At 64.0% G+C, this 22,728-nt stretch carries 25 protein-coding genes; 14 read left to right on the forward strand and 11 right to left on the reverse strand.

The genetic code is table 11. The annotated features are described in order from the left end of the window. Positions 1-8 precede the first annotated feature (8 nt). From SE91_RS14095 to SE91_RS14110, 4 genes are all read left to right on the forward strand, one after another. Entirely contained in the window at positions 9-869 is an 861-nt protein-coding gene (locus SE91_RS14095) for a PCC domain-containing protein (RefSeq protein WP_061848000.1), read from the forward strand. A gap of 97 nt (positions 870-966) precedes the next feature. Next, positions 967-1,719, forward strand: a complete 753-nt coding sequence (locus SE91_RS14100) for an AAA family ATPase (RefSeq protein ID WP_061848001.1) — start codon at positions 967-969, stop codon at positions 1,717-1,719. 412 nt (positions 1,720-2,131) lie between these two features. Then, positions 2,132-2,695, forward strand: coding sequence for an SRPBCC family protein (locus SE91_RS14105; protein WP_060737743.1), 564 nt, complete (start codon positions 2,132-2,134; stop codon positions 2,693-2,695). A 2-nt stretch (positions 2,696-2,697) separates the two neighbouring features. Continuing rightward, the gene (locus tag SE91_RS14110) at positions 2,698-3,636 is read left to right on the forward strand and encodes a YVTN family beta-propeller repeat protein (RefSeq protein ID WP_061848002.1); all 939 of its coding nucleotides are present in this window, start codon (positions 2,698-2,700) and stop codon (positions 3,634-3,636) included. 30 nt (positions 3,637-3,666) lie between these two features. On the opposite strand, the gene SE91_RS14115 is transcribed toward SE91_RS14110, so the two are convergent. After that, positions 3,667-4,698, reverse strand: a complete 1,032-nt coding sequence (locus SE91_RS14115; RefSeq protein WP_082813913.1) for an alpha/beta hydrolase family protein — start codon at positions 4,696-4,698, stop codon at positions 3,667-3,669. Positions 4,699-5,039: 341 nt separating this feature from the next. On the opposite strand from SE91_RS14115, the gene SE91_RS14120 reads away from it, so the two are divergent. Further along, positions 5,040-5,267: a hypothetical protein gene (locus SE91_RS14120; RefSeq protein WP_061848003.1), complete on the forward strand. Its 228-nt coding sequence runs from the start codon at positions 5,040-5,042 to the stop codon at positions 5,265-5,267. 95 nt (positions 5,268-5,362) lie between these two features. Here SE91_RS14120 and SE91_RS14125 read toward each other — a convergent pair whose 3' ends face one another. Next, complete coding sequence (locus SE91_RS14125; RefSeq protein WP_061848004.1) at positions 5,363-5,995, reverse strand: HAD family hydrolase; 633 nt, start codon at positions 5,993-5,995, stop codon at positions 5,363-5,365. 67 nt (positions 5,996-6,062) lie between these two features. Between SE91_RS14125 and SE91_RS14130 the strand changes: the two genes are divergently transcribed. Further along, positions 6,063-6,281, forward strand: coding sequence for a DUF433 domain-containing protein (locus SE91_RS14130; protein ID WP_061848005.1), 219 nt, complete (start codon positions 6,063-6,065; stop codon positions 6,279-6,281). Here the strand turns inward: SE91_RS14130 and SE91_RS14135 are convergent. The 6 genes from SE91_RS14135 to SE91_RS14160 all read right to left on the reverse strand — a co-directional run bounded on the left by SE91_RS14135 (position 6,272) and on the right by SE91_RS14160 (position 13,165). Next, on the reverse strand, positions 6,272-6,529 hold the full coding sequence (locus SE91_RS14135; protein ID WP_061848006.1) for a hypothetical protein: 258 nt from the start codon (positions 6,527-6,529) through the stop codon (positions 6,272-6,274). The two genes, SE91_RS14130 and SE91_RS14135, sit on opposite strands and share 10 nt — an antisense overlap. A 63-nt stretch (positions 6,530-6,592) precedes the next feature. Further along, positions 6,593-7,156, reverse strand: coding sequence for a DinB family protein (locus SE91_RS14140; protein ID WP_061848007.1), 564 nt, complete (start codon positions 7,154-7,156; stop codon positions 6,593-6,595). A gap of 49 nt (positions 7,157-7,205) precedes the next feature. After that, complete coding sequence (uvrA, locus tag SE91_RS14145; protein WP_060736133.1) at positions 7,206-10,184, reverse strand: excinuclease ABC subunit UvrA; 2,979 nt, start codon at positions 10,182-10,184, stop codon at positions 7,206-7,208. Positions 10,185-10,449: 265 nt separating this feature from the next. Beyond that, positions 10,450-11,205 (reverse strand): outer membrane protein, encoded by a 756-nt coding sequence (locus SE91_RS14150; protein ID WP_061848008.1) that lies wholly within the window; start codon positions 11,203-11,205, stop codon positions 10,450-10,452. Positions 11,206-11,464: 259 nt separating this feature from the next. Next, complete coding sequence (locus SE91_RS14155; protein ID WP_060736131.1) at positions 11,465-12,160, reverse strand: outer membrane protein; 696 nt, start codon at positions 12,158-12,160, stop codon at positions 11,465-11,467. A 234-nt stretch (positions 12,161-12,394) separates the two neighbouring features. Next, positions 12,395-13,165 (reverse strand): outer membrane protein, encoded by a 771-nt coding sequence (locus SE91_RS14160; protein ID WP_060736130.1) that lies wholly within the window; start codon positions 13,163-13,165, stop codon positions 12,395-12,397. A 447-nt stretch (positions 13,166-13,612) separates the two neighbouring features. Between SE91_RS14160 and SE91_RS14165 the strand changes: the two genes are divergently transcribed. Further along, the gene (locus tag SE91_RS14165; protein ID WP_061848009.1) at positions 13,613-14,113 is read left to right on the forward strand and encodes a single-stranded DNA-binding protein; all 501 of its coding nucleotides are present in this window, start codon (positions 13,613-13,615) and stop codon (positions 14,111-14,113) included. Between the two features lie 16 nt (positions 14,114-14,129). Here SE91_RS14165 and SE91_RS14170 read toward each other — a convergent pair whose 3' ends face one another. Continuing rightward, on the reverse strand, positions 14,130-14,459 hold the full coding sequence (locus SE91_RS14170; RefSeq protein WP_061848010.1) for a low molecular weight protein tyrosine phosphatase family protein: 330 nt from the start codon (positions 14,457-14,459) through the stop codon (positions 14,130-14,132). A gap of 158 nt (positions 14,460-14,617) precedes the next feature. Between SE91_RS14170 and SE91_RS14175 the strand changes: the two genes are divergently transcribed. Together SE91_RS14175 and gyrA are read left to right on the forward strand one after the other, a co-directional pair. Further along, the gene (locus SE91_RS14175; protein ID WP_061848011.1) at positions 14,618-15,016 is read left to right on the forward strand and encodes a DUF2306 domain-containing protein; all 399 of its coding nucleotides are present in this window, start codon (positions 14,618-14,620) and stop codon (positions 15,014-15,016) included. A 191-nt stretch (positions 15,017-15,207) separates the two neighbouring features. Further along, positions 15,208-17,940 carry a DNA gyrase subunit A gene (gene gyrA / locus SE91_RS14180; protein WP_061848012.1) on the forward strand — a complete coding sequence of 911 codons (2,733 nt, stop codon included), beginning with the start codon at positions 15,208-15,210 and terminating at the stop codon, positions 17,938-17,940. A 110-nt stretch (positions 17,941-18,050) separates the two neighbouring features. Here the strand turns inward: gyrA and SE91_RS14185 are convergent, their stop codons facing one another. Beyond that, positions 18,051-18,308 carry a hypothetical protein gene (locus SE91_RS14185; protein WP_060736127.1) on the reverse strand — a complete coding sequence of 86 codons (258 nt, stop codon included), beginning with the start codon at positions 18,306-18,308 and terminating at the stop codon, positions 18,051-18,053. A gap of 248 nt (positions 18,309-18,556) precedes the next feature. Here SE91_RS14185 and coaD point away from each other — a divergent pair, with 248 nt between their 5' ends. The 5 genes from coaD (at position 18,557) to queA (ending at position 21,739) form a co-directional block, all read left to right on the forward strand. Further along, the gene (gene coaD, locus SE91_RS14190) at positions 18,557-19,051 is read left to right on the forward strand and encodes a pantetheine-phosphate adenylyltransferase (protein ID WP_060736126.1); all 495 of its coding nucleotides are present in this window, start codon (positions 18,557-18,559) and stop codon (positions 19,049-19,051) included. 38 nt (positions 19,052-19,089) lie between these two features. Further along, positions 19,090-19,653 (forward strand): peptidylprolyl isomerase, encoded by a 564-nt coding sequence (locus SE91_RS14195; protein WP_061848013.1) that lies wholly within the window; start codon positions 19,090-19,092, stop codon positions 19,651-19,653. Positions 19,654-19,663: 10 nt separating this feature from the next. Next, on the forward strand, positions 19,664-20,089 hold the full coding sequence (locus SE91_RS14200) for a UCP034077 family protein (RefSeq protein WP_061848014.1): 426 nt from the start codon (positions 19,664-19,666) through the stop codon (positions 20,087-20,089). Next, complete coding sequence (locus SE91_RS14205; RefSeq protein ID WP_008563933.1) at positions 20,086-20,550, forward strand: peptidylprolyl isomerase; 465 nt, start codon at positions 20,086-20,088, stop codon at positions 20,548-20,550. The genes SE91_RS14200 and SE91_RS14205 overlap by 4 nt, the downstream gene beginning before the upstream one ends. Positions 20,551-20,665: 115 nt before the next feature. Continuing rightward, positions 20,666-21,739 carry a tRNA preQ1(34) S-adenosylmethionine ribosyltransferase-isomerase QueA gene (gene queA, locus SE91_RS14210; RefSeq protein ID WP_061848015.1) on the forward strand — a complete coding sequence of 358 codons (1,074 nt, stop codon included), beginning with the start codon at positions 20,666-20,668 and terminating at the stop codon, positions 21,737-21,739. Positions 21,740-21,851: 112 nt separating this feature from the next. On the opposite strand, the gene SE91_RS14215 is transcribed toward queA, so the two are convergent. Beyond that, a partial coding sequence (locus tag SE91_RS14215; protein ID WP_061848016.1) for an aspartate-semialdehyde dehydrogenase occupies positions 21,852-22,728 on the reverse strand: 877 nt, incomplete at its 5' end.

The raw sequence follows: 22,728 nt of genomic DNA on the forward strand, positions 1-22,728 counted from the left end.
CCGGGCCGATGCGGAGCATCAAGCAGCCGGGCTCGCCCGTTGCCGAACGCATTCAATGGGTGGAGGCGAGGGGACGTGCCTTCGCCTTCACGCTTCAAGCCGGTCTGCCGTTGCTGGACGCCGCGCGCCGCGGTTTTGCCGCGGAGGGGTTTGCCGGCGGCGTGCTCAACTTTGGCGCTGGCGCGCTGGGACCGTTCGCCTATGTGATGCCGGCCTTGTCGAAGACCGGCGAGAACGCCGCGTTCTACAGCGATACGTTCCGGCCCGAGGGCGTGACGCGCGTGAGGCTCGGCAGCATGACGCTCGGCACGCGCGACGGCGCGCCGTTCTTTCACTGCCACGGGCTGTGGACCGAGGCTGACGGCAAGGCGAGCGGCGGCCACATGCTGCCGGACGAGACTATGGTGGCCGAGCCGTTCGAGGTCGAAGCCTTCGGTCTCGATGGAGCGATGTTCACGGCCCAGCCTGATCCCGAGACCAATTTCAAGCTGTTCGGGCCGGTTGCCGCTGCGAGCACCGGCGCACGCACGACGCGCCGCGCTTTCGCGCTGCGGCTGCGGCCGAACCAGGACTTTGCGGGTTGCCTCGAAGCGTTTTGTCGCGCGCGTGGCATTGCGCGTGCGAAGCTCCACGGTGGCGTCGGCTCGACCATCGGGGCGCGCTTCACTCATGGCGGCATCACCGAGCCGTTCGCCACCGAGCTGGCGATAACGTCCGGCGCAATCGAGCCCGGTCCGTCAGAGGCGCTCGAAGCCGTGCTCGACGTTGCCCTGATCGACTACACCGGAGGTGTTGCCGAGGGCCGCCTGGTCCGCGGCGACAATCCCGTGCTGATGACCATGGAGCTGGTGCTGGAGGTGCTGGAGTAAACAAGTGAACCTTCTCCGGCGAACCACTTCCTCGCAATGATTGTTCCTGATATGTTCGCGTGACGGCAGTGTTCGGTTAGGGCAGGGAGGAGTTGTTATGCGAGGGCGACAGCGCGACATCAGGCTGCCTGCTCCCTATCTGCGGCGCGTCTGGCTCGACCGCACACTGGTCTCCGACTGGACAGCATATCCATATTGTCTTCCGATCTTCAGCGAAGAATTCGACCTGAGCTTCGACACCGCGATCACCATCATTGTCGGCGAAAACGGCACCGGCAAATCGACCATCCTGGAGGGTATTGCAGCACTTGCCGGATATGACGACGCCGGCGGCGGCAAGGGATATCGCGCGGTCGATCATTCCAATGCGCGCGAGATCATGGGTGGAGAGTTGTCGACCGCACTTCGCGCTGGCTGGGTGCCAAAGATTACCAACGGCTGGTTCTTCCGAGCCGAGACCTTCTTCTCCGTTGCGAGATATCTCGACGAAGTCTCGGACATGCCGCCCGATTTTCTGTCGTACTCCCACGGCGAGGGCTTTCTGCGCTTCTTCGAGGAGCGATGCCAGAGACAGGGCATCTTCATCTTCGACGAACCGGAATCGGCGCTGTCTCCGGCCCGCCAGATGGAGTTCCTGAAGCTGATGCATCGCATGGATTCTTCACGCAACTGCCAGGTCATCATGGCGACGCATTCGCCGATGTTGATGGCATATCCCAACGCGCGCCTGCTGCGGCTGACGAAGTATGGCCTCGAGCCCGTGACAGTGGAGGAGACGGATCACTACCGCGTCATGCGTGAGTTTTGCGCTGATCCGCGCGGATTCGTGGAGGCGACGTTGGCAGAGTAATAGGCGCGGTCGGCGGTCGTTCTCTCCGCCGTCATTGCGAGGAGCTCTTGCGACGAAGCAATCCAGCGCTCAACCCTCGTGTCCCGGACAAGCGGCAACGCGTAAGCGTTGCGACGCAGAGCCGGGACCCAGTAGGTCAACCGTAAGGTGCCGTGAGATGGGCCCCGGCTCTGCAGCGGATCACCTCGTGCTGCGCAGCGTCCGGGGCACGAGGCTGTCGTCGAATGGCTGGGACAGTTTCCGTTCTCGCGGCACGTCGTGCCAGAGCTTTGCGTTCGCACCGGATGGTGTGGATGCCCGGCAACCACACCGTCACAGCCGTGCCACGAACAGGTCTCCCCATGGTCCAAAAATGCGCTACGATGACCGCAACGCGCCCGAAGTCGCGCGAATCGAGGAACGAGGAAACGACATGAGGATGATAAGCGGAACGGCGCTTGCCGGGGTGGCGGCGCTGGCGGTGGCGGGGATGGCTCTGGTGGCTGCTTTTGAGCCGGTGTGGGCTCATGGGCCGACCCGGCAGAAAGTGCGGGAATCCATCGAGATCAGTGCGCCGCCGGCCAAGGTCTGGGCCGCGATCTCCAATTTCCAGGACATGAGCTGGCTTCCGATCGTCACCAAGACCGAGGGTCAGAAGGGCAACGAGATCGGCGCGACGCGGACGCTGACCCTGACAGGCGGCCCCACGGTCGAGGAGGAGCTCTACAAATACGAACCCGACATGCAGAGCTATTCGTACCGGATCACCAAGGTCGACGTGAAGGTGCTGCCGGTGACGAACTATTCCTCGACACTGACGGTGTCACCGGCGCCTGATGGCAAGGCGAAGCTGGAATGGGCCGGCGCGTTCTATCGCGGCTATCCCAACAACGATCCGCCGCCGGAGCTGAGCGACGAAGCTGCAACAAAGGCCGTGAGCGGGCTGTACAAGGCCGGGCTCGAGGCGCTCAAGAAGAAGATCGAGAGCGGCAGCTGAGCGTGCGTATCCTGGTTCTGGCGGCGCTCGCCGCCAGCATCGCGCAAGCGTCCGCGGAAGAGGCGTTCGTCACCAACCAGCTCAGCGACGACCTGATGGTCGTGGACCTCGCCACCGCGCGCGGGGTTGCGAACATCCCGATCGGCGGCAAGCCGGCGGGCGTCGCCGTCAGTGCGGACGGGCGCTTGGCCTATGTGACCAGCCCCGACTCCAAGGCGGTGACGGTGATCGACGCGGCAACGCGGCAGATCGCCGGACGCATCGAGGTCGGCGGCGGGCCGCTCGGCATTGCCGTGACGCCCGATGGCAGGACGATCTATGTCGCCGACTGGTATGCGGCCGCAGTGCGGGTGATCGACGCGGCGAGCCGCAGCGTCACCGCCAGTATCGCGGTCGGGACTTCGCCGTCGGGCCTTGCGGTGACGCCGGATGGCAGGCTGCTGCTCTCGGCCGATCGCGACGACGACAGCGTCTCGGTGGTGGACACCGCCACGCGGCAGCGCAAGGCGGTCATCAAGGTCGGCACGCGTCCGTTCGGCGTCACCATCGATGCCGAGGGCAGGCGCGCCTACACCGCCAATGTCGGCTCCGACGATGTCTCCATCATCGACATCGCCGAAGGCCGCGAGATCGGCCGCGTGCCGGCGGGGATGCGGCCCTATGCGGTGGCGCTCACGCTGGGCCGCGGCTTCGTCACCGACCAATACGGGGGCACTGTCAGCGTGTTCGACCTGGCGAGCCTGAAGCCGATCAAGCGCATCAATGTCGGCGACTATCCCGAAGGGATCGCGGCGACCGCCGATGGCAAGCGCGTCATCGTCGCCTGCTGGGAGAGCAACACGTTGAGCGTCATCGACGCGACGGATCTGAAGGTGATCGGCGAGATCAAGACCGGCGACGGCCCGCGCGCGTTCGGGGCGTTCTTGCGGAAGACCGAGTAGCTCGCCAAGAGGCAGCTAAGGCAACCCAGCTCATGGCGCGGGAACGAGGCCGGTCGCCGCCCTCTTGGCCATGCGCGGGGACGGAGGAGCCGAAATCTGCGGAGGCGCAGCATCGGGGGCCAATGCCAGGATCGGCTGCCAGGCCGCATTCCAGCGCGTCAGCGCCTCCCGATCGCCATCGTAGGCTAGGTCGAGGAAAGCCAGCGTGAGCTCAGCCGTCGCAGCCTTCACCTTCGGGTTCAGGGCGGGACCGCCCGTGAACGAGCGATCCGTGAAGATGCTGTGGGAGCCGCCTTCGAACACGGTAAGCAGCTTGCGCGGCGTGGCGATGGCGTTGAAGACGGCCAATCGGTCGGTAGTAGGCGAGTGATAGCCGGGGATTTGAATGACGTCGTTCGTCGCCGTCACGTGCAGGTTCGGAACGGTGATCTTGCCGAGGACCGAGGCAAGATCGGTTTCGCCATAGAACGGCGGCGCAGAGATGACGATCGCGGCCGTAAAGCGCGGGTCGCGGGCCTCGATCCATCTTCCGTCGCGCATGACGCGGGCGCCCACGGCAACGAGAGCCGTGTTCGCGCCATAGGAATGCCCGGCCGCGACGATGCGCCGACGATCGATCCGGGTGCCATAGGGGCCAGACAGCATGCGATCCAGGGCGAAGTGCATGTCGAGCGCTCGCGCCAGCGCCTCGCTCTCATGAGCCGCTCGTTGCAAACGATCGACGACCCCGAGGGGATTGCCTGCCCAGAGCGAGGAATCGCTGCCAGTATGTTGAACATGCAGGCTCGCAACGCCATGGGCCGACCAATACCGGCCGAGATAGCTGTAGCCCCTGCGCGAGCCACCGAGGCCGTGGGAGAACACGATCAGCGGTACGCGCGATCCTGGCGCAACATCCGCTGGCCAGTGCAAGCGCGCCGGAACGGGCCGCGCACGCGCGGGATCGACCCAGTCGAAGTCGGTGTAAGCGGGCGGGGCGGACTGCGCTTGCACCGGGTGCGCGGTGACTGCGGCTGTGACCGCGACGGCGAGCAGCATCGCGCCGAGGCGGCGTCGCGTCATTTTCTCGGAGGCGGACGCGTCGCTGCCCAACTTGCATGCACGCTGCATAAATCGCACCAGATGTAATATTGAATTGCACTTAGTGTAATTTTGTAAGTTGGTCGATTTCGTGGCGGATCGTCATCACGAGTTCGTTGGAAGGAAAGGGGGGGCGGCGTGAACGAAGCGGCGAACTGCCGCATCATAGGATCGCAGCCCGATCAATGAGCTGTGCTGCGCCGGACGCCATGATGTCGATTGGAGCACCGCGTCGAACCGGATCTCCGGCTGGGCCGACAGATGGTCTCCAACATGGATTTGCACCGGATCGTGCGCAGCGCAGGAAGCGGAGACGTTTTGCCATGGATAAATGGGCCGAGCTGGGCGTGGCGTGGCTGCCGTTCCTGCTCTTGATCGGAGTCTGGTTCTGGTTCTCGCGGCGGAACGGCATGCAGGCGCGCGGATCGTCGGGCGTGACGTTGATCGAGCTCTACGAGCAGCAGGTGGCCGAGACCCGGCGGATGAACGGTTTTCTGGAGCGGATCGCGACCTCGATGGAGAAGCGCGAGCCGCCAAGCGGCAGCACGTAGCGAGCGCAGGTCGTAGCTCGCATGAGCGGAGCGACACGCAGGGCGGTTTTGTCCTCAGCCACCGGCGTTCCCGGATGTCGCTCCGCTCATACGTACTACGCACAGGGGCACAGCGTTGGAATGATCTCGTCCATCCGCTCAAACACGTGATCAGGCCCCAGCGCCCGCAAAGCCGCGGGCGCCGCGTAGCCCCAACACACGGCAGCGCAGGCAATGCCAACGGCCCGCGCCGCGTCGATGTCACGGACCTCGTCGCCGATCGAAATCACTCGGTCACGCGTGATGCCGGCCCGGCGGATGACCCGGCGGAATTTGGCGGGCTTGCCGAACAGCGACGCAGCGCAGTCGAAATGTGAAAACAGTGACGCCGCCTCTCCGAGCTTCTCGCGCGCATTGGCCTCGCTGTCGGAGGTCACCAGCGCGAGCTGCACGCCATTCTCGGCCAGCGTCCGCAGCATCTCCTCGACGCCCGCAAACAGCGGAATCTCGCTTGCAGCCTCCGCCTTCAGCCGCCGCGCATGCCGCGCAATCGCCGGCAACTTCCACAAGGGCACCTCGAGCCGGGAAAGGATCTCGCGGCTCGATGCATGCCGGAGCTCTTCGATCTCATCATGCGCGACCCGGCGAAAATCGAAGCGATCGGCGACGTCGTTGATGGTGCGCAGGAACCAGGGAAAGCTGTCGGCGAGGGTGCCGTCGAGATCGAAGATGGCGAGGGAGTAGGACATGTGCAGGTTTTGAGCTCGCTGACAAGCAGATGCGGCGTGCTAAGGTTCGTAGAGTTCGAGGACAGCCATGCGACACGAGCGGATCGAAATCAACCCGGCGATCATGGACGGCAAGCCCGTGATACGCGGGACATGTGTACCGGTCGAACTGGTGTTGCGCGAACTGGGCGCTGGGATGACGACCGAAGCCATCCTTTCGGAGCACCCGTGGCTTACGCCCGACGATATTCGAGCGGTCCAAGCCTTGGCTGACTATCTGGCTGACGAAGACATCATTTATCGCTGATGTATGCTGTGGCTCGCCGAAGAGTGTATCGCCGCTCCGCTGACATTGGCCAGCTTTAGGCATCGCCATTGCGGCAGTTGCCCACTGCTCTCGCTGGCAAATTGCCAAGCCAACACGGCCTCCTCGCCGCGCTTGTTGGTGCCGATGATGTGCGGGCAAAGCTCGCGGTACCTGCCCTCGTAAACGCAGGTCACCTGCTGCTCGCCGAGGATGGCCCTGCGAAAGAGCGCATAGGTTAGGCTCGGCATGGAGGCCACTCCAAGTCAACTTGATGCCGGATGTCGCCGACAGCATCGTCGCCGGCTATTGAGCTAGGATTTCCAAACGGTGTCCTCGGTCCAGCCCAGATCGGCGAATTCGGCGGCTCGGAGCGGTGCCTCTCCCTCCGCGAAGAACTCGTCGAGCTGAGGCGGTGCGACGCTCGTTTCGGACAGCATGGCGTGCGCCTGCCCGCGATGATGAATCTGATGTTGGAACAGATGCATGAGCAGCCGGTCGCGCCGCTCGGTCTGCACGGCCGTGTCGCGATTGATCCGCACCACGCCGTCGAGACTCTGGGGCGTCAGTGCATCGCAGGCCGCAATCAAGCGCTTGTCGACCGAGGCTTGCGCGGACTTGAGTTCGGCAAGGGAAGGGTACGGCACCTGGTTCTTCCAGGCGGTCGGGCCCAACCAGCCGCCCTCCAACGCATCGACGTAGAAAAGGTCAACGACATGGATGTGGTTCAGCGTGCGCTGCAGGCTTGGAAAGAAGCCAGTCCGCTTGGCCTCGAAGTCGGGCTGAGACAGAGCGGCGCAAGCCGTGAGCAGCCGATGGTTCGCCCAGGCATTGTTATGGGCGAACGCGCGATAGGTCTGCATAAGTCCGGCAGGCAAAGCTCATTCTCCCTCAAACAAGTGCGTCGGCGCATTCCAGCCGTGTGAATTACTCCGCCGCCTCGCTCGCCGTTCGTCTCCGCTTGGGCTTCCGCGCCTTCTCCAACACGGGTGCCAAGAACTTCCCCGTATAGCTCCGCGGCGCTTTCGCGATGTCCTCCGGCGGGCCCCAGGCGACGATCTCGCCGCCGCCGTCGCCGCCTTCGGGGCCGAGGTCGATGACCCAGTCCGCGGTCTTGATGACTTCGAGATTGTGCTCGATCACGACCACCGTGTTGCCCTGGGCGACCAGCTCGTGCAGCACCTCCAAGAGCTTCTTGACGTCGTGGAAGTGCAGGCCGGTGGTCGGCTCGTCCAGGATGTAGAGCGTGCGGCCGGTGGCGCGCTTGGACAGCTCCTTGGCGAGCTTGACGCGCTGGGCTTCGCCGCCGGAGAGCGTGGTCGCCTGTTGGCCGACATGGATGTAGTCGAGGCCGACGCGGTGTAGCGTGTTGAAGGTCTCGCGCACGCGCGGCACCGCCTTGAAGAACTCGGCGGCTTCCTCGACGGTCATGTCGAGCACATCGGCGATGCTCTTGCCCTTGAACAGCACCTCCAGCGTCTCGCGGTTGTAGCGCTTGCCCTTGCAGACGTCGCAGGTGACGTAGACGTCGGGCAGGAAGTGCATCTCGATCTTGATGACGCCGTCGCCCTGGCAGGCCTCGCAGCGGCCGCCCTTGACGTTGAAGGAGAACCGGCCGGGCTCGTAGCCGCGGGCTTTCGCCTCCGGCAGCCCGGCGAACCATTCGCGGATCGGCGTGAAGGCGCCGGTGTAGGTCGCGGGGTTGGAGCGCGGGGTGCGGCCGATCGGCGACTGGTCGATGTCGATGATCTTGTCGATGTGCTCGAGGCCTTCGATGCGGTCGTGCGGGGCTGCGCCCTCGCTGGCATTGTTCAGCTTGCGGGCGATGGCGCGGTAGAGCGTGTCGATCAGGAGCGTCGACTTGCCGCCGCCGGAGACGCCGGTGACGCAGGTGAACAGGCCGAGCGGAATCTCCGCCGTGACGTTCTTGAGGTTATTGCCACGCGCGTTGACCACCTTGATGGTGCGGCGATGGTTCGGCGGACGCCGCTCGGGCACCTCGACCTCGAGCTCGCCGGTCAGGTACTTGCCCGTCAGCGATTTCGGGTTGCGCATGATCTCGGCGGGCGTGCCTTCGGCAACGATGTTGCCGCCGTGCATGCCGGCGCCGGGGCCGATGTCGAGCACGTAGTCGGCGAGGCGGATCGCGTCCTCGTCATGCTCGACCACGACCACGGTGTTGCCGAGGTCGCGAAGGCGCTTCAGCGTATCGAGCAGGCGGGCGTTGTCGCGCTGGTGCAGGCCGATCGAGGGCTCGTCGAGCACGTAGAGCACGCCCGTCAGGCCCGAGCCGATCTGCGAGGCCAGACGAATGCGCTGGCTCTCGCCGCCGGACAGCGTGCCGGAGGAGCGGGACAGGGTGAGATAATTGAGACCGACGTCGAGCAGGAAGGTGAGGCGCTCGCGGATCTCCTTCAGGATGCGGCCGGCGATCTCGTTCTGCTGTGTGTTGAGCGCATCGGGCACGGTCTCGAACCATTCGCCGGCCTTCTTGACCGACAGCTCCGAGATTTCGCCGATGTGCTTGCCGCCGATCTTGACGCAGAGCGCCTCGGGCTTGAGACGGAAGCCCTTGCAGCCCTCGCAGGGCACGTCGTGGAAATACTTCGCTAGCTCCTCGCGCGCCCATTCGCTCTCGGTCTCGCGATAGCGGCGGTTGATGTTGGTGATGACGCCCTCGAACGGCTTCTTGGTGTCGTAGGAGCGCACGCCGTCCTGGTAGGAGAATTTGATCTCGTCCTCGCCGGAGCCGTAGAGGAGCGCATCCTTGGTCTTCTTGGCGAGATCCTTCCACTTGGTGTCGAGCGTGAACTTGTAGTGCTTGCCGAGCGCGGTCAGCGTCTGCTCGTAATAGGGCGACGAGGACTTGGCCCAGGGCGCGATCGCGCCCTTGCGCAGCGACAGCTCCTTATCGGGAATGACGAGGTCCTCGTCGACATGCTGCTCGACGCCGAGACCGCCGCAGGCCGGGCATGCGCCGTAGGGATTGTTGAACGAGAACAGGCGCGGCTCGATCTCGGGGATGGTGAAGCCGGAGACCGGGCAGGCGAACTTTTCCGAGAACAGGATGCGCTCGGGGCCGCTCTTGTCGTGGATCTTCGCGGTCTTCTTTTTCTCTTCCGCGGGCGCGGCCGCCGGCGCATCGGCGAACTCGACGACAGCGAGGCCCTCGGCGAGCTTCAGCGCGGTCTCGAAGCTCTCGGCGAGGCGCTGGCCGATGTCGGCCCGCACCACGATGCGGTCGACCACGACGTCGATGTCGTGCGGAAATTTCTTGTCGAGGGTCGGCGCTTCCGCCAGCTCATGGAAGGTGCCGTCGATCTTGACGCGCTGAAAGCCCTTCTTGAGCCATTCGGCGAGCTCCTTACGGTACTCGCCCTTGCGGCCGCGCACGACCGGGGCGAGCAGATAGAGGCGGGTGCCCTCGGGCAGCGCCAGCACACGGTCGACCATCTGCGATACGGTCTGGCTCTCGATCGGCAGGCCCGTGGCCGGCGAATAGGGCACGCCGACGCGTGCCCAGAGCAGGCGCATGTAGTCGTAGATCTCGGTGACGGTGCCGACGGTGGAGCGCGGATTCTTCGACGTCGTCTTCTGCTCGATCGAGATCGCCGGCGACAGGCCGTCGATCTGGTCGACGTCGGGCTTCTGCATCATCTCCAGGAACTGGCGGGCATAGGCCGACAGCGATTCTACGTAGCGGCGCTGGCCTTCGGCGTAGATGGTGTCGAAGGCGAGCGAGGATTTGCCGGAGCCGGAGAGGCCGGTGAACACCACCAGCTTGTCGCGGGGAATCTCGACGTCGATGTTCTTGAGGTTGTGCTCGCGCGCACCGCGGATCGTAATTGCGCGCAGGCTCGAGCCCGCGTTCTGTTGTTGGCGCTTCGCCTTGATCACTTCGTCCATCCCGGTGGTCCCTTGGGAATCCCAAAGACGCGCGATCGCGCCAATGGTGAAGGCGCGCTTCGCCCGGAACCGGGATCGGCGCCGATGGGTATGTCAGCGAACGTAGGAAGAACGGGAGCAGATTTCCAGTGGCGTTTGCGAATCGTCAACGGAATGTTGGCGCGCTGGCGGCATCTGGCAGCAGGAGCTGCGGAACTGGGCTGCGAAAACAAAAAGGCCGGCGCGAGGCCGGCCTTTCGCGACGATGTGACGTCGGCGGCGAGGATCAGTACCTCGCAACCACCGGACCGCCGAAGGTGTAGTTGAGGCGAACCGTGGCCATGTCCACGTCATGCTTGATGCTGTCGGTACGGGTGGTCACGCCGAGGAAGGTAAAGGTCTCGTTGTGCCTGCCCATGAACAGGTGGTTGTATTCGACGCCGACCGACCAGTTCGGGGCGAAGCCGAATTCGATGCCGGTTCCGACGGAGCCGCCCCAACGCGTTTCGTTCGCGTTGTCGAGGGTGACGCCTGCAAAAGTGCCGCTGTACTTGCTGTGAGTGACGGCAGCGCCGCCCTTCACGTACCAGAGCACGTTGTTCCAGGCATAGCCGACCTGGCCGGTAAAGAGGCCAATGGCATCGATCTTGGTGTTGTTCACCAGCGGGGAGAGCGCGGCCGGGGAGCTCGTGTTCGAACCCTTCAGATCAGCCCAGTCGCCCTGAGCTTCGAGGCCGAACACCCAGTTGGCGGACTGCCAGCGATAACCGATCTGACCACCGACGATTGCGCCGGTCGCATTGTGACAACCCTCGGCCACGGCCGGGACGACGGCGATGAGGCCGAGACCGGTAAGATCCCAGCAATTGCGGCTCGAGGCACCGCCGGCGTTGGCGCCAATGTAAAAACCGCTCCAGTTGTAAATGGCCACCGGAGCAACCGGAGCCTTGGTGTAGGGGCGCGCCGCGAGATCGGCGGCCATGGCCGGAGCAAATGAGCTCAGTACAAGTAGGCTGGTCGAAGCGAAAAGAAGCTGTCTCATATCAACTCAATCCCCATTTTCTGCGTTGCCTTCCGTGCGGAGGGAAGGATTCGGACGCTAAGATCCGACAGATCGTACCTCAATTAAGCCGGAGGTTGTGTGCCCGAGAAGTCACAACATAAAGGGAAAGCGCGTCCTGATTTGGCAGTCTTATGCGTTAGGCCGGCACGCCAACAAACAAAAAGGCCGGCGCGAGGCCGGCCTTTCGTGACGATGTGACGTCGGTCGTCTGATCAGTACTTCAGCTCAGTACTTCAGCTCAGTACTTGGCGACGACCGGGCCGCCGAAGTGATAGTTCACGCCGACCTGGACGGTGTGGAGGTTGAGGGTGCCGGTGTTCACCGGAGCGCCCAGACCCGAGAAGTAGGTCTCGCCGCCGAGGCTGCGATAGAGATACTCGCCCTTGATCGACCACTGCGGAGCGAAGAAGGCCTCGACGCCGGCGCCAACGGTCCAGCCCGAATGCCACTTGCTGTCCGAGACGGTCACGCCAAGTGTGCTGACGCTGATCTTGTTGTCGATCCAGGCGTAACCGCCGGTGCCGTAGAACAGCACGTTGTTGACGGCCCAGCCGAGACGGCCGCGCACCGTGCCGAGCGCATCGATGCGAGAGCTCGTGGTCACGGGAACGAGCGCGCCGCCGATGAGGAAGGGAGTGGTGACCGAGGCGCTGACGTCAGCCCAGGAACCGTCAGCCTCGACGCCGAACACGACGTTGCCGGTCTGCCAATTGTAGCCGGCGGTGCCGCCGACGAAGCCACCCTTCATGCGCGGGTCGCCAGAGCCGCTTTCCCAAGCGCCGCCACCGACGATACCGAGGTAGAAGCCGGTCCAGTTGTAGACAGCGGCCGGAGCGATCGGAGCCTTGGTGTAGGGGCGGGCTGCCAGGTCAGCGGCTGACGCGGGAGCGGCGAGAGCGAACAAACAGGCCGAAGCCAACAAAACCTTTTTCATTTTCAACTTAATCCCAGTCCCAGTTTCTGTTGTTGCCTTCCGCGATCGGAAGGGCAGCGGACTCGATGGCCCAACTAACGCCGTGCTTACACCATTGAAGCCGCAAGTTGTGTCACTCAAAAGCCACAAGAGTCACAAAACGTCACAATGCTGGCTCATTGTGCCCGGACGGGCCGGCCCAGCAAAAAGGCCGGCGCGAGGCCGGCCTTTGATTTCCGAATAGTATCAAGGGTACTAGTACCTCGCGACGAGCGGGCCGCCCCAGCGATAGTTCACGCGGATGAGGGCGATGTCGACGTCCTGGCTGATGCGCTCGGAGCGAGTGACGACACCAAGCGGAGCGATCAGGAAATTGCCGGACCCAGTGAAGTTGAGGGTGCGGTCGCCGAGGAAGATGTGATTGTACTCAACGCCGAGCGACCAGTTCGGCGCAAATCCGAACTCGACGCCTGCGCCCACGGTGGCGCCCCAACGAGTCTCGCTGGCCCGGTCGAATTCGAGGCCGGTGACGACATCGTAGCTCCGGTAGCGATCACCGACGACGGCGCCGCCGCCCTTCACATACAGCAGGACGTTGTTCCAGGCGTAGCCGACCTGGCCGGTGATCAGTCCGAAGGCGTTGATCTTGGAGCGATCACGCAGGCCCGTTAGACCGCTGATATTGTCGCCGGAGAAGTCGGCCCAGTTGCCCTGGCCTTCGAGGCCGAATACCCAGTTCGTCGATTGCCAGCGATAGCCGACCTGGCCACCGACCGTGCCACCGACAGCGTTATGGCAGCCTTCGCCAACCAGAACGCCCGTCACCGGTGTCACGAAGTCCCAGCACTTGTGGCTGGTGCCGCCGCCGCCGTTGATGCCGATGTAGAAACCGCTCCAATCGTAGATGGCGGCGACCATCGGCGCCGGAGCCTTCGTGTAAGGACGCGCAGCCATGTCCGCCGCGCTTACGGGGGCCGACAGGCCCAACGCCACTGCACCGATTGCACTAAACAGGATCTTATTCATTGCAGTCTCCCCAGTTTCGTCCGCTTCTTGAAACGTCCCCGAAGCGGTTGATCAGGCGCGACGCCCATATGAATCCAAGTCCAAGGCAACCGTAGCCCAAGAACTAGGCAGAGTCCGTCTCCGAAATGCCACAGTCACGCGCCGTTTGATCGGATGTAACTCAATGAATGTTAGATGGTTTTTGCTGTTCACGGGAACCGGAAAAAGTTCCATCCGGCGCGACGCTCTTGCTCGGCACACCGGTCCGTATCGGCCCTCTCTTTGAGAGAACAAATCTGGAACGAACGGAAGGTCGATGCTATATGTGGGGATAACCTGAGGCGTGACGGGCTGATCGGCGCCCGCAAGCGGGCGGCGAGCGTATAGGCTCGCCTCAACACAGGTTGCAGGCCGCCACGGGGCGGGCTGGCCTTTGAGAATTCAGTGGCTTCGGAGTGGAGAACGGCGATGGCGGGAAGCGTCAACAAGGTCATTCTGGTTGGAAATCTCGGCAAGGATCCGGAAATCCGCCGCACCCAGGACGGGCGGCCGATCGCGAATTTGAGCATCGCGACCTCGGAGACCTGGCGCGACAAGAATAGCGGCGAGCGCAAGGAGAAGACCGAGTGGCATCGCGTCGTGATCTTCTCTGAGCCGCTTTGCAAGATCGTCGAACAGTATCTGAAGAAGGGCGCGAAGGTTTACATCGAGGGCGCGCTCCAGACCCGCAAGTACACCGACCAGAGCGGCGTCGAGAAGTATTCGACCGAGGTCGTGCTCCAGGGCTTCAACTCGACGCTGACGATGCTGGACGGCCGCGGCGGCGGCGGCGGCGGAGGCGGCAGCTTCGGCGACGAGCAGGGCGGCGATTTCGGCTCCTCCGGTCCGGTCAGTAGCGCGCCGCGCCGTCCCGTTGCCGCCGGCGGTGGCGGCCGCAACAGCGACATGGACGACGATATCCCGTTCTGAGGCTGGGGAGAGCCGGCTAGTCCCGGCGCAGATAGCGGCCAACTCTGTTTTCAAGGATCTGCACCAAGACTGGATCCATGAATTCAAAGTCGTCTGGAATGTCGAGGCAGATGACCCGCTTTTTGTTCAAGCTGGCGCGGAATTTCCGGTTCAACTTGTTTCGGTGGGTCTTCTCCATGACGAAGATGAGATCGGCCCACTCGATCTGTTCGGCGGACAGCAAGACGTCCGCGCCGTTCGAAATGCCGGCCGAGTCGGTCTCGATGCCCGGCCACGTCGAGAACACCTGTTCGGCTGTAGGGCTGCGGAGGCGATTGGCGCTGCAGACGAAAAGAATGTTGGTCACTTTACCGCTCTCGTCGATGATCGATCAGGCGTTCGTGGGAACGATCGGTTGATGCTTCTCAAGAAGGCTTCCCAAGGTTCTTGCTACATAAATACCGTTCGTTGATCGATGGAATCGACCACGTTCCCGTCTGACGCTGGATGGCGGGAAGCTGCTGCATGAGTCTTGCGCCGTTGCTTGATGCTGCTCCGGCGATCCCGCTGCATGCCTTTGCCGCGATGGGCGCGTTCGTCCTCGGGATCATCCAGCTCACCGCCCCCAAGGGCACGCTGCCGCATCGGGTTCTGGGCTGGGTCTGGGTGGTGCTGATGCTTGTCGTGGCGCTCAGCTCGTTCTGGATCCACGAGATCCGTCTGGTTGGTCCGTGGAGCCCGATCCATCTGCTCTCGACCTTCGCCTTGGTGATGCTGGTATCGGGTGTGACGGCTGCGAGAGCTCACAATGTTCGTCGTCACAAGATCACGATGACCTCGATCTTCTTCGGCGCACTTGTCATTGCCGGCTTGTTCACCTTCATGCCCGGCCGGATCATGCACGCGGTGGTTTTCGGGCCGTAGCGACGGCCGGGATTCGCTCTCCCGCGCAGGGGGTGGCGACGTCCGAGGGCCATCCTGAAGTGACCTCCCGCCACCCAGTTAAGTGCATGAAAAAACGAACGGAAAAAGCGCTTCCAGAGACCCGCCAAGGGTGGTTATCGGGGGTGTGATGCGCTATATGATTCCCAGATAAAACCTCACCGGATTTCCCCTTGGCTGACGACGACAACAAGCCCGGCGACCAGCCGGCGCAACCCTCGGACATTCGCCCCGTCTCCATCCTCGACGAGATGAAGAAGTCCTATCTCGATTACGCCATGAGCGTGATCGTGTCGCGCGCGCTGCCCGATGCGCGCGACGGCCTCAAGCCGGTACATCGGCGCATCCTGTTCTCGATGAACGAACAGGGCTTCACGCCCGACAAGAAGCACAAGAAGTCCGCCGGTATCGTCGGTGACGTCATGGGTAAATACCACCCGCATGGCGACCAGGCGATCTACGACGCGCTGGTGCGCATGGCGCAGGACTTCTCGATGCGCGCGCTGCTGGTGGATGGGCAGGGCAATTTCGGCTCGGTCGACGGCGATCCGGCGGCGGCCATGCGCTACACCGAATCCCGCCTGACCAAGATCGCGCTGAAGCTGCTCGAGGACATCGACAGCGACACTGTCGACTTCCAGGACAATTACGACGGTTCGGAGAAGGAGCCGGTGGTCCTGCCGGCGCGTTTTCCGAACCTGCTGGTCAACGGCGCCGGCGGCATCGCCGTCGGCATGGCGACCAACATCCCGCCGCACAATCTCGGCGAGGTGATCGACGCCTGCGTTGCGCTGATCGACAACCCGTCCCTGACCATCGACGAGCTCATCAACATCATCCCGGGTCCGGATTTCCCGACCGGTGGCATCATCCTCGGACGCCAGGGCATCCGCAGCGCCTATCACCTCGGCCGCGGCTCCATCGTGATGCGCGGCAAGGTCACGTTCGAGACGATCCGCAAGGAGCGCGAGGCGATCGTCATCACCGAGATCCCGTATCAGGTGAACAAGGCCACGATGGTCGAGCGCATCGCCGAGCTCTACAAGGAAAAGAAGATCGAGGGCATCTCCGATCTGCGCGATGAATCCGACCGCGACGGCTACCGCGTCGTCGTCGAGCTCAAGCGTGACGCCGTGCCCGACGTTGTGCTGAACCAGCTCTACAAGTTCACACCGCTACAGACGAGCTTCGGCGTCAACGCGGTCGCGCTCGACAGCGGGCGGCCGCAGACGATGAACCTGAAGGACATGCTGACGATCTTCGTCGGCTTCCGCGAGCAGGTCGTCACCCGCCGGACCAAGTACAAGCTGCGCAAGGCGCGCGAGCGCGCGCACGAGCAGGTCGGCCTTGCGATTGCAGTCGCCAATATCGACGAGATCATCAAGGTGATCCGCACCTCGCCGACACCGGCCGCGGCGCGCGACACCCTGATGACGCGCGACTGGCCCGCGCGTGACGTCGAGGATATCATCACGCTGATCGACGACCCGCGCCACCGCATCAACGAGGACGGCACGATCCGCCTGTCGCTGGACCAGGCCAGGGCGATCCTCGAGCTGCGTCTTGCACGCCTCACCGCGCTCGGCCGTGACGAGATTGGCGGCGATCTGTCGAAGCTCGCCGGCGAGATCGGCGAGTATCTCGAGATCCTGCGCTCGCGTGCCCGCATCCTCGACATCATCAAGACCGAGCTTGCCGAGGTGAAGGCCGAGTTCGCCACCCCGCGCCGCACCGTGATCATGGAGCAGGAAGGCGAGGTCGAGGACGAGGACCTGATCCAGCGCGAGGACATGGTCGTCACCGTCTCCCATGCCGGCTACGTCAAGCGCGTGCCGCTGTCGGCCTACCGCGCGCAGCGCCGCGGCGGCAAGGGCCGCGCCGGCATGCAGACCCGGGACGAAGATTTCGTCAGCCGGCTGTTCGTGGCCTCCACGCACACGCCGGTGCTGTTCTTCTCCTCGCGCGGCCAGGTCTACAAGGAAAAGGTCTGGCGCCTGCCGATGGCTGCACCGAATGCGCGCGGCAAGGCGCTGATCAACATCCTGCCGCTGGAGCAGGGCGAGCGCATCACCACCATCATGCCGCTGCCGGAGGATGAATCGACCTGGGGCGAACTCGACGTGATGTTCGCCACCACGGGCGGCAACGTCCGGCGCAACAAGCTGTCCGACTTCGTCGACGTTCGCCGCTCCGGCATCATCGCGATGAAGCTCGACGACGGCGAGTCGATCGTCGACGTGCAGATCTGCACCGAGCGCGACGACGTGCTGCTGACCGCTGCCGGCGGCCAGTGCATCCGTTTCCCGGTCCCCGACGTGCGCGTGTTCACCGGGCGCACTTCGATGGGCGTGCGCGGCATCGCGCTCGGCGAGGGTGACAAGGTGATTTCGCTGGCGATCCTGCGCCATGTCGAGACCACCTCGGACGAACGCTCGGCCTATCTGAAGATGCGCCGCGCGGTGGCGGGCGAAGCTGCGACCGAGGAGAGCGCCGCGGACGGCGAGACCGAGGAGACCTCCGGCACCTTCCAGCTCCCGCAGGAGCGCTACGTCGAGATGTCGGCGCAGGAGCAGGTCGTTCTGACCGTCTCCGTCAATGGCTACGGCAAGCGGACCTCGTCCTACGAGTACCGCACCACCGGCCGCGGCGGCAAAGGCATCGTCGCCATGAGCGTCAACAACCGCAACGGCAATCTGGTGGCATCCTTCCCCGTGGAGGATGCCGATCAGATCATGCTGGTTACCGACAAGGGCCAGCTGATCCGCTGCCCGGTCGAAGGCATCCGCATCGCCGGTCGCTCGACGCAAGGCGTGATCGTGTTCGACACCGCTGAGGATGAGCACGTGGTGTCGGTCGAGCACATCACGGACGAGGCGGAGAGCGGGAATGGTGCGAATGGTGAGTAGCGAATAGAACAGTTTCTATTCGCTACACCTATTCGCCATTCGCTAGCAAATTTCCATCGGATTGTATGAGGTCCGGATCAGGCTCGCTGACGTGAAGCCGACAGGTTCGACTACGGGGTGCGGTCGGCGGTCACGAGGCGCGCCTCACGGACATTGGCCTTGGTGCCGGCGCGGCGCAGGCAGGAGGCTTCGAAGTTCGGCCAAGCCTGCTGCGAGCAATCCTTGCCTATGCTGCGGATGTCGAGGCGGTCGCTCTTGGCCAGCGGCTGCGGCACGCTGGCTTCGACCTTCGGGGCAAAGCCGGGCAGGAGGGTGAGGGCCGCGGCAACACACGCAGACAGAGCGATCGCTGAAAGAGCCTTGATCATTGACAGTCCCCTGTGATGCGGCCGCCTACGCCCAGTGTGCGGCCCGTCCTTCGTTGGCTGGATTAGTAACCGTGGCCAGTTTCCGGATGTCTTCGCCGGAGCGGGAAATGGTTTCGTTCGCAGTCCGTTTTGTTTCGTGGCTGCCCCGAGGACGAAACAATTCGGGCGATTCCGACATGCTTTTGCGGAAAAGCAGGCAGGAACCCGCCCGGCTTGCCGGGCCGGGCCGGGCGCGGTAGGAGGGGGCCATGCCGCGCATTGCCTTCTACCCCGGTTCCTTCGACCCCATCACCAACGGCCATCTGGACGTGGTCCGGCACAGCGTATCGCTGTGCGACAGGCTGGTCGTCGCGATCGGGGTCCACCCCGGCAAGAAGCCGCTGTTCTCGACCGAGGAGCGGCTGAAGATGCTCCATGACGTCTGCGGGCCGGTAGCGGCGCAGGCCGGCTGCACGCTCGAAGCCGTGACGTTCGACGATCTGTCGGTCACCGCGGCGCGCAAGCACGGCGCGACCATCATGATCCGGGGCCTGCGCGACGGCACCGACCTTGATTACGAGATGCAGCTCGCCGGCATGAACGAGGCCATGGCGCCAGAGGTCCACACGGTCTTCCTGCCAGCCTCTCCCATGGTCCGCCCGATCACCGCCACTTTGGTGCGCCAGATCGCCGGCATGGGCGGAGACGTCTCGGCCTTCGTTCCGCCGCAAGTCGCGGCACAGCTCAAGGCCAAATTCGCCTGATAAGGGCGCGCTTCTTCCTCATCTGATCCGGAGTTGTCATGATCCGAATTCTCGCAGTTCTTGCCGCGCTCGTGTTCGCGGCGCCCGCGGTGGCGCAGCAATTGCCGGCGAATCTCGACAAGGCCAACGCCATCGTCATCGACAGCACCAAGGGCCGCATCGTCATCAAGCTCAGGACCGACATCGCGCCCCAGCACGCCGAACGCATCAAGCAGCTCGCGCGCGAGGGCTTCTACAACAACGTGCCGTTTCACCGCGTGATGGACGGCTTCATGGCCCAGACCGGCGACGGCCAGAACGGCAACGGCACCGGCGGCTCGAAATATCCGAACCTGAAGCAGGAATTCTCCAAGGTGCATTTTGCCCGCGGCATCGTCGGCATGGCCCGGCGCGGCGACAGCGTCGACAGCGCCAATTCGCAGTTCTTCATCATGTTCGCCGACGGCGGCAGCCTCGATGGCCAGTACACGGTGATCGGTGAGGTCGTTCAGGGCATGGACGTCGTCGACAAGCTGAAGAAGGCGCCGCCCGGCTCGGCCGGCGGGTCGGTCACCGACCCCGACAAGATGGTGAAAGTGCAGGTCGCATCCGACGTCAAATAGGAGCGGGCCAATGGTGCGTCGCGGCGGCAGGCTTCTCCTGGTTGCCGCGATGTTGCTGCTCGGCGTCCCCGGCGCGGCCGCCCAGGGCGCGCAGGTCAACACCATCCAGGACATCTTCCGCCATCTGCGCACCTGCTGGAGACCGCCGCCCCCGGCCATGGCCCGCCCACTCGACATCACCGTCGTCGTGAGCTTTAACCGGGCCGGAAACATTCTGGGCCATCCGAGGATTACCTATGAATCCGCGGAGGCCTCCGACAATGACCGGCTGCAATACCGGATCGCGGTGATGGAGGCGTTGCAACGCTGCACGCCGGTGCCATTTACCGATGCAATGGCCGGCGCCGCCGCGGGACGTCCATTCGCGATCCAGTTCCGCAACCGCAAAACGTCACCTGACAAGACTTCACCCCCAACGCAAGAGAGACGAGCATGAGCGTCACCGAAAACACCCTGATCCTCGAGACCACCCAAGGCCCCGTCACGATCGAGATGCGGCCTGACCTCGCGCCCGGCCATGTCGCGCGCATCAAGGAGCTGGTCCGCGAGGGCTTTTACGACGGCATCGTCTTCCATCGCGTGATCGACGGCTTCATGGCGCAGACCGGCTGCCCGCAAGGCACCGGCACCGGCGGCTCCGGCAAGAAGCTGAAGGCCGAGTTCAACAAGGAGCCGCATGTGCGCGGCACTGCCTCGATGGCCCGCGCCGCGAATCCGGATTCCGGCGACAGCCAGTTCTTCATCTGCTTCGACGACGCCCGCTTCCTCGACAACCAGTACACGGTGTGGGGCAAGGTCACTGAGGGCATGGAGAACGTCGACAAGATCAAGCGCGGCGAGCCGGTGCAGAACCCCGACAAGATCGTCAAGGCGCGAATGGCGGCGGACAAGGAATAAGCAATATTGCCGGTGTCCCGCGCAGGCGGGGCATCCAGTAATCACCGGCGGCGGCGACGACTACGATCGTGAGTACTGGATCGCCCGCCTGCGCGGGCGATGACAAGTTCTGGGCATGCGCACCGACCTCTTCGACTTCGATCTGCCGCCCGAGCGCATCGCGTTGCGCCCGGCGAGCCCGCGCGACTCGGCGAAAATGCTTGTGGTCGAGAACGGCGCGTTGCGCGACCAGGTCATTTCCGACCTGCCGCAATGGCTGAGGCCGGGCGACCAGCTCGTCGTCAACGACACCAAGGTGATCGCGGCGCAATTGAAGGGCCGCCGCATCGGCCGCGAGACCGAGCCGAAGATCGAGGCGACGCTGATCAAGCGCCTCGACGGTTCGCGCTGGCAGGCGCTGGTGAAGCCGGCGAAGAAGCTCACCGCCGGCGACCGCATCCGCTTCGGCAACGAGGGCAAGGTCTGCCTGCTCGGCCATCTCGACGCCGAGGTCGAAGCCAAGGGCAGCGAAGGCGAGGTGACGCTGTCGTTCTCGTTCCATGGCCCCACGCTCGATCAGGCCATCGCCGATCTCGGCAGCCCGCCGCTGCCGCCCTACATCGCCTCCAAGCGCACGCCAGACGACCAGGATCTCGCCGATTACCAGACCATGTTCGCGGCCAACGAAGGCGCTGTCGCCGCGCCCACGGCCGGCCTGCATTTCACGCCCGCACTGGAGCGTGCGCTCCAGGAGCGCGACGTCGGCGTCAACCGCGTCACGCTGCATGTCGGGGCAGGGACCTTCCTGCCGGTGAAGGTGGACGACACCGACGGCCACAAGATGCATGCGGAGTGGGGCACCATCTCGGCGAAGACAGCGGAGCGGCTCAACACGGCGCGAAAGAGCGGCGGCCGTATCATCGCGGTCGGCACCACGTCACTGCGGTTGCTGGAAAGCGCTGCGAGCGAGGATGGCACGATCCAGCCGTTCGCGGCGGAGACCTCGATCTTCATTACTCCCGGCTATCGCTTTCGCGCCGTCGATATCCTGATGACGAATTTCCATCTGCCGAAGTCGACGCTGTTCATGCTGGTCTCGGCGTTCTCGGGGCTCGAGACGATGAAGCAGGCTTACGCGCATGCGATCGCGAATGGCTACCGGTTCTATTCGTATGGCGATGCGTGTTTGCTGTTTCGGGGCGTGCCGTAGGGTGGGTTAGCCGTAAGGCGTAACCCACCATCGTTCATCTCCGCGGAAGCTAGAAGAGGTGGATTACGCCTACGGCTAATCCACCCTACTACACGGGCTTCTACGGCACCGGTTACGCCATCACCCGCTGCGGCAGGAGCTCGGCGATCTGCACCGCGTTGAGCGCTGCGCCCTTCAAGAGCTGATCAGCCGCCACGAACATCGAGATCGAGTGTCCGGAGGGATCGCTGAGATCCGTGCGGATGCGGCCGACCAGGACGTCGTCCTGGCCTGAGGCGTCGATCGGCATCGGGAAGTAGTTCCTGGCGCGGTCGTCGACCACCTTCACGCCCGGCGCCTGCGCCATGATGGCGCGGACCTGGTCCTCGTTGATCGGCTTCTCGCATTCGAAGGTGATGGCCTCGCAATGGGCGCGCAGCACAGGCACGCGCACGCAGGTGACGCCGATGGCGATCTTCTCGTCCTCGAAGATCTTGCGGGTCTCCTTGATGACCTTGGTCTCTTCGTCGTTGTAGCCGGTCTCGGGGTCGATCGCCGTGTTGTGGTTGAAGAGATTGAAAGTGTAGGGGTGCGGCATCACCTTGGGCGTATAGACCTGCCCGTTGAGATTGGCGCGGGTGGACTCGACGAGTTCCTCCATCGCCGCGGCCCCGGCGCCGCTCGCCGCCTGATAGGTCGAGATGATCACGCGCTTGATGCGGTTCTTTTGGTGGATCGGCCACAGCGGCACCAAGGCGGTGATAGCGGCGCAGTTCGGGTTGGCGATGATGCCCTTGTGATCCCGGATGCGGTTCGCGTTGATCTCGGGGATCACCAGCGGCACGTTCGGATCCATGCGGAAGGCGGAGGAGTTATCGACCACGACAGCGCCGGCCTTGACCGCGATGGGTGCGAACTTCTTCGAGATGCTGCCGCCGGCCGAGAACAGGGCGATGTCGACGCCCTCGAAGGCGCGCTCGGTCAGCTCTTCGATGACGACGTCCTGGCCG

This window comes from Bradyrhizobium sp. DOA1 (assembly GCF_001593325.1).
Classification (GTDB): Bacteria; Pseudomonadota; Alphaproteobacteria; order Rhizobiales; family Xanthobacteraceae; genus Bradyrhizobium.

What these genes read in the sequence shown, in the direction of transcription:
- SE91_RS14120 (WP_061848003.1), top strand. Translation starts at nt 5,040, where the DNA reads ATGGATAAATGGGCCGAGCTGGGCGTGGCGTGGCTGCCGTTCCTGCTC.
- SE91_RS14105 (WP_060737743.1), top strand. Translation starts at nt 2,132, where the DNA reads ATGAGGATGATAAGCGGAACGGCGCTTGCCGGGGTGGCGGCGCTGGCG.
- queA (WP_061848015.1), top strand. Translation starts at nt 20,666, where the DNA reads ATGCGCACCGACCTCTTCGACTTCGATCTGCCGCCCGAGCGCATCGCG.
- SE91_RS14175 (WP_061848011.1), top strand. Translation starts at nt 14,618, where the DNA reads ATGAGTCTTGCGCCGTTGCTTGATGCTGCTCCGGCGATCCCGCTGCAT.
- SE91_RS14125 (WP_061848004.1), bottom strand. Translation starts at nt 5,995, where the DNA reads ATGTCCTACTCCCTCGCCATCTTCGATCTCGACGGCACCCTCGCCGAC.
- SE91_RS14205 (WP_008563933.1), top strand. Translation starts at nt 20,086, where the DNA reads ATGAGCGTCACCGAAAACACCCTGATCCTCGAGACCACCCAAGGCCCC.
- SE91_RS14095 (WP_061848000.1), top strand. Translation starts at nt 9, where the DNA reads ATGCGGAGCATCAAGCAGCCGGGCTCGCCCGTTGCCGAACGCATTCAA.
- SE91_RS14155 (WP_060736131.1), bottom strand. Translation starts at nt 12,160, where the DNA reads ATGAAAAAGGTTTTGTTGGCTTCGGCCTGTTTGTTCGCTCTCGCCGCT.
- coaD (WP_060736126.1), top strand. Translation starts at nt 18,557, where the DNA reads ATGCCGCGCATTGCCTTCTACCCCGGTTCCTTCGACCCCATCACCAAC.
- SE91_RS14130 (WP_061848005.1), top strand. Translation starts at nt 6,063, where the DNA reads ATGCGACACGAGCGGATCGAAATCAACCCGGCGATCATGGACGGCAAG.
- SE91_RS14100 (WP_061848001.1), top strand. Translation starts at nt 967, where the DNA reads ATGCGAGGGCGACAGCGCGACATCAGGCTGCCTGCTCCCTATCTGCGG.
- SE91_RS14135 (WP_061848006.1), bottom strand. Translation starts at nt 6,529, where the DNA reads ATGCCGAGCCTAACCTATGCGCTCTTTCGCAGGGCCATCCTCGGCGAG.
- SE91_RS14160 (WP_060736130.1), bottom strand. Translation starts at nt 13,165, where the DNA reads ATGAATAAGATCCTGTTTAGTGCAATCGGTGCAGTGGCGTTGGGCCTG.
- SE91_RS14195 (WP_061848013.1), top strand. Translation starts at nt 19,090, where the DNA reads ATGATCCGAATTCTCGCAGTTCTTGCCGCGCTCGTGTTCGCGGCGCCC.
- SE91_RS14200 (WP_061848014.1), top strand. Translation starts at nt 19,664, where the DNA reads ATGGTGCGTCGCGGCGGCAGGCTTCTCCTGGTTGCCGCGATGTTGCTG.
- SE91_RS14115 (WP_082813913.1), bottom strand. Translation starts at nt 4,698, where the DNA reads ATGACGCGACGCCGCCTCGGCGCGATGCTGCTCGCCGTCGCGGTCACA.
- SE91_RS14150 (WP_061848008.1), bottom strand. Translation starts at nt 11,205, where the DNA reads ATGAGACAGCTTCTTTTCGCTTCGACCAGCCTACTTGTACTGAGCTCA.
- uvrA (WP_060736133.1), bottom strand. Translation starts at nt 10,184, where the DNA reads ATGGACGAAGTGATCAAGGCGAAGCGCCAACAACAGAACGCGGGCTCG.
- SE91_RS14185 (WP_060736127.1), bottom strand. Translation starts at nt 18,308, where the DNA reads ATGATCAAGGCTCTTTCAGCGATCGCTCTGTCTGCGTGTGTTGCCGCG.
- SE91_RS14165 (WP_061848009.1), top strand. Translation starts at nt 13,613, where the DNA reads ATGGCGGGAAGCGTCAACAAGGTCATTCTGGTTGGAAATCTCGGCAAG.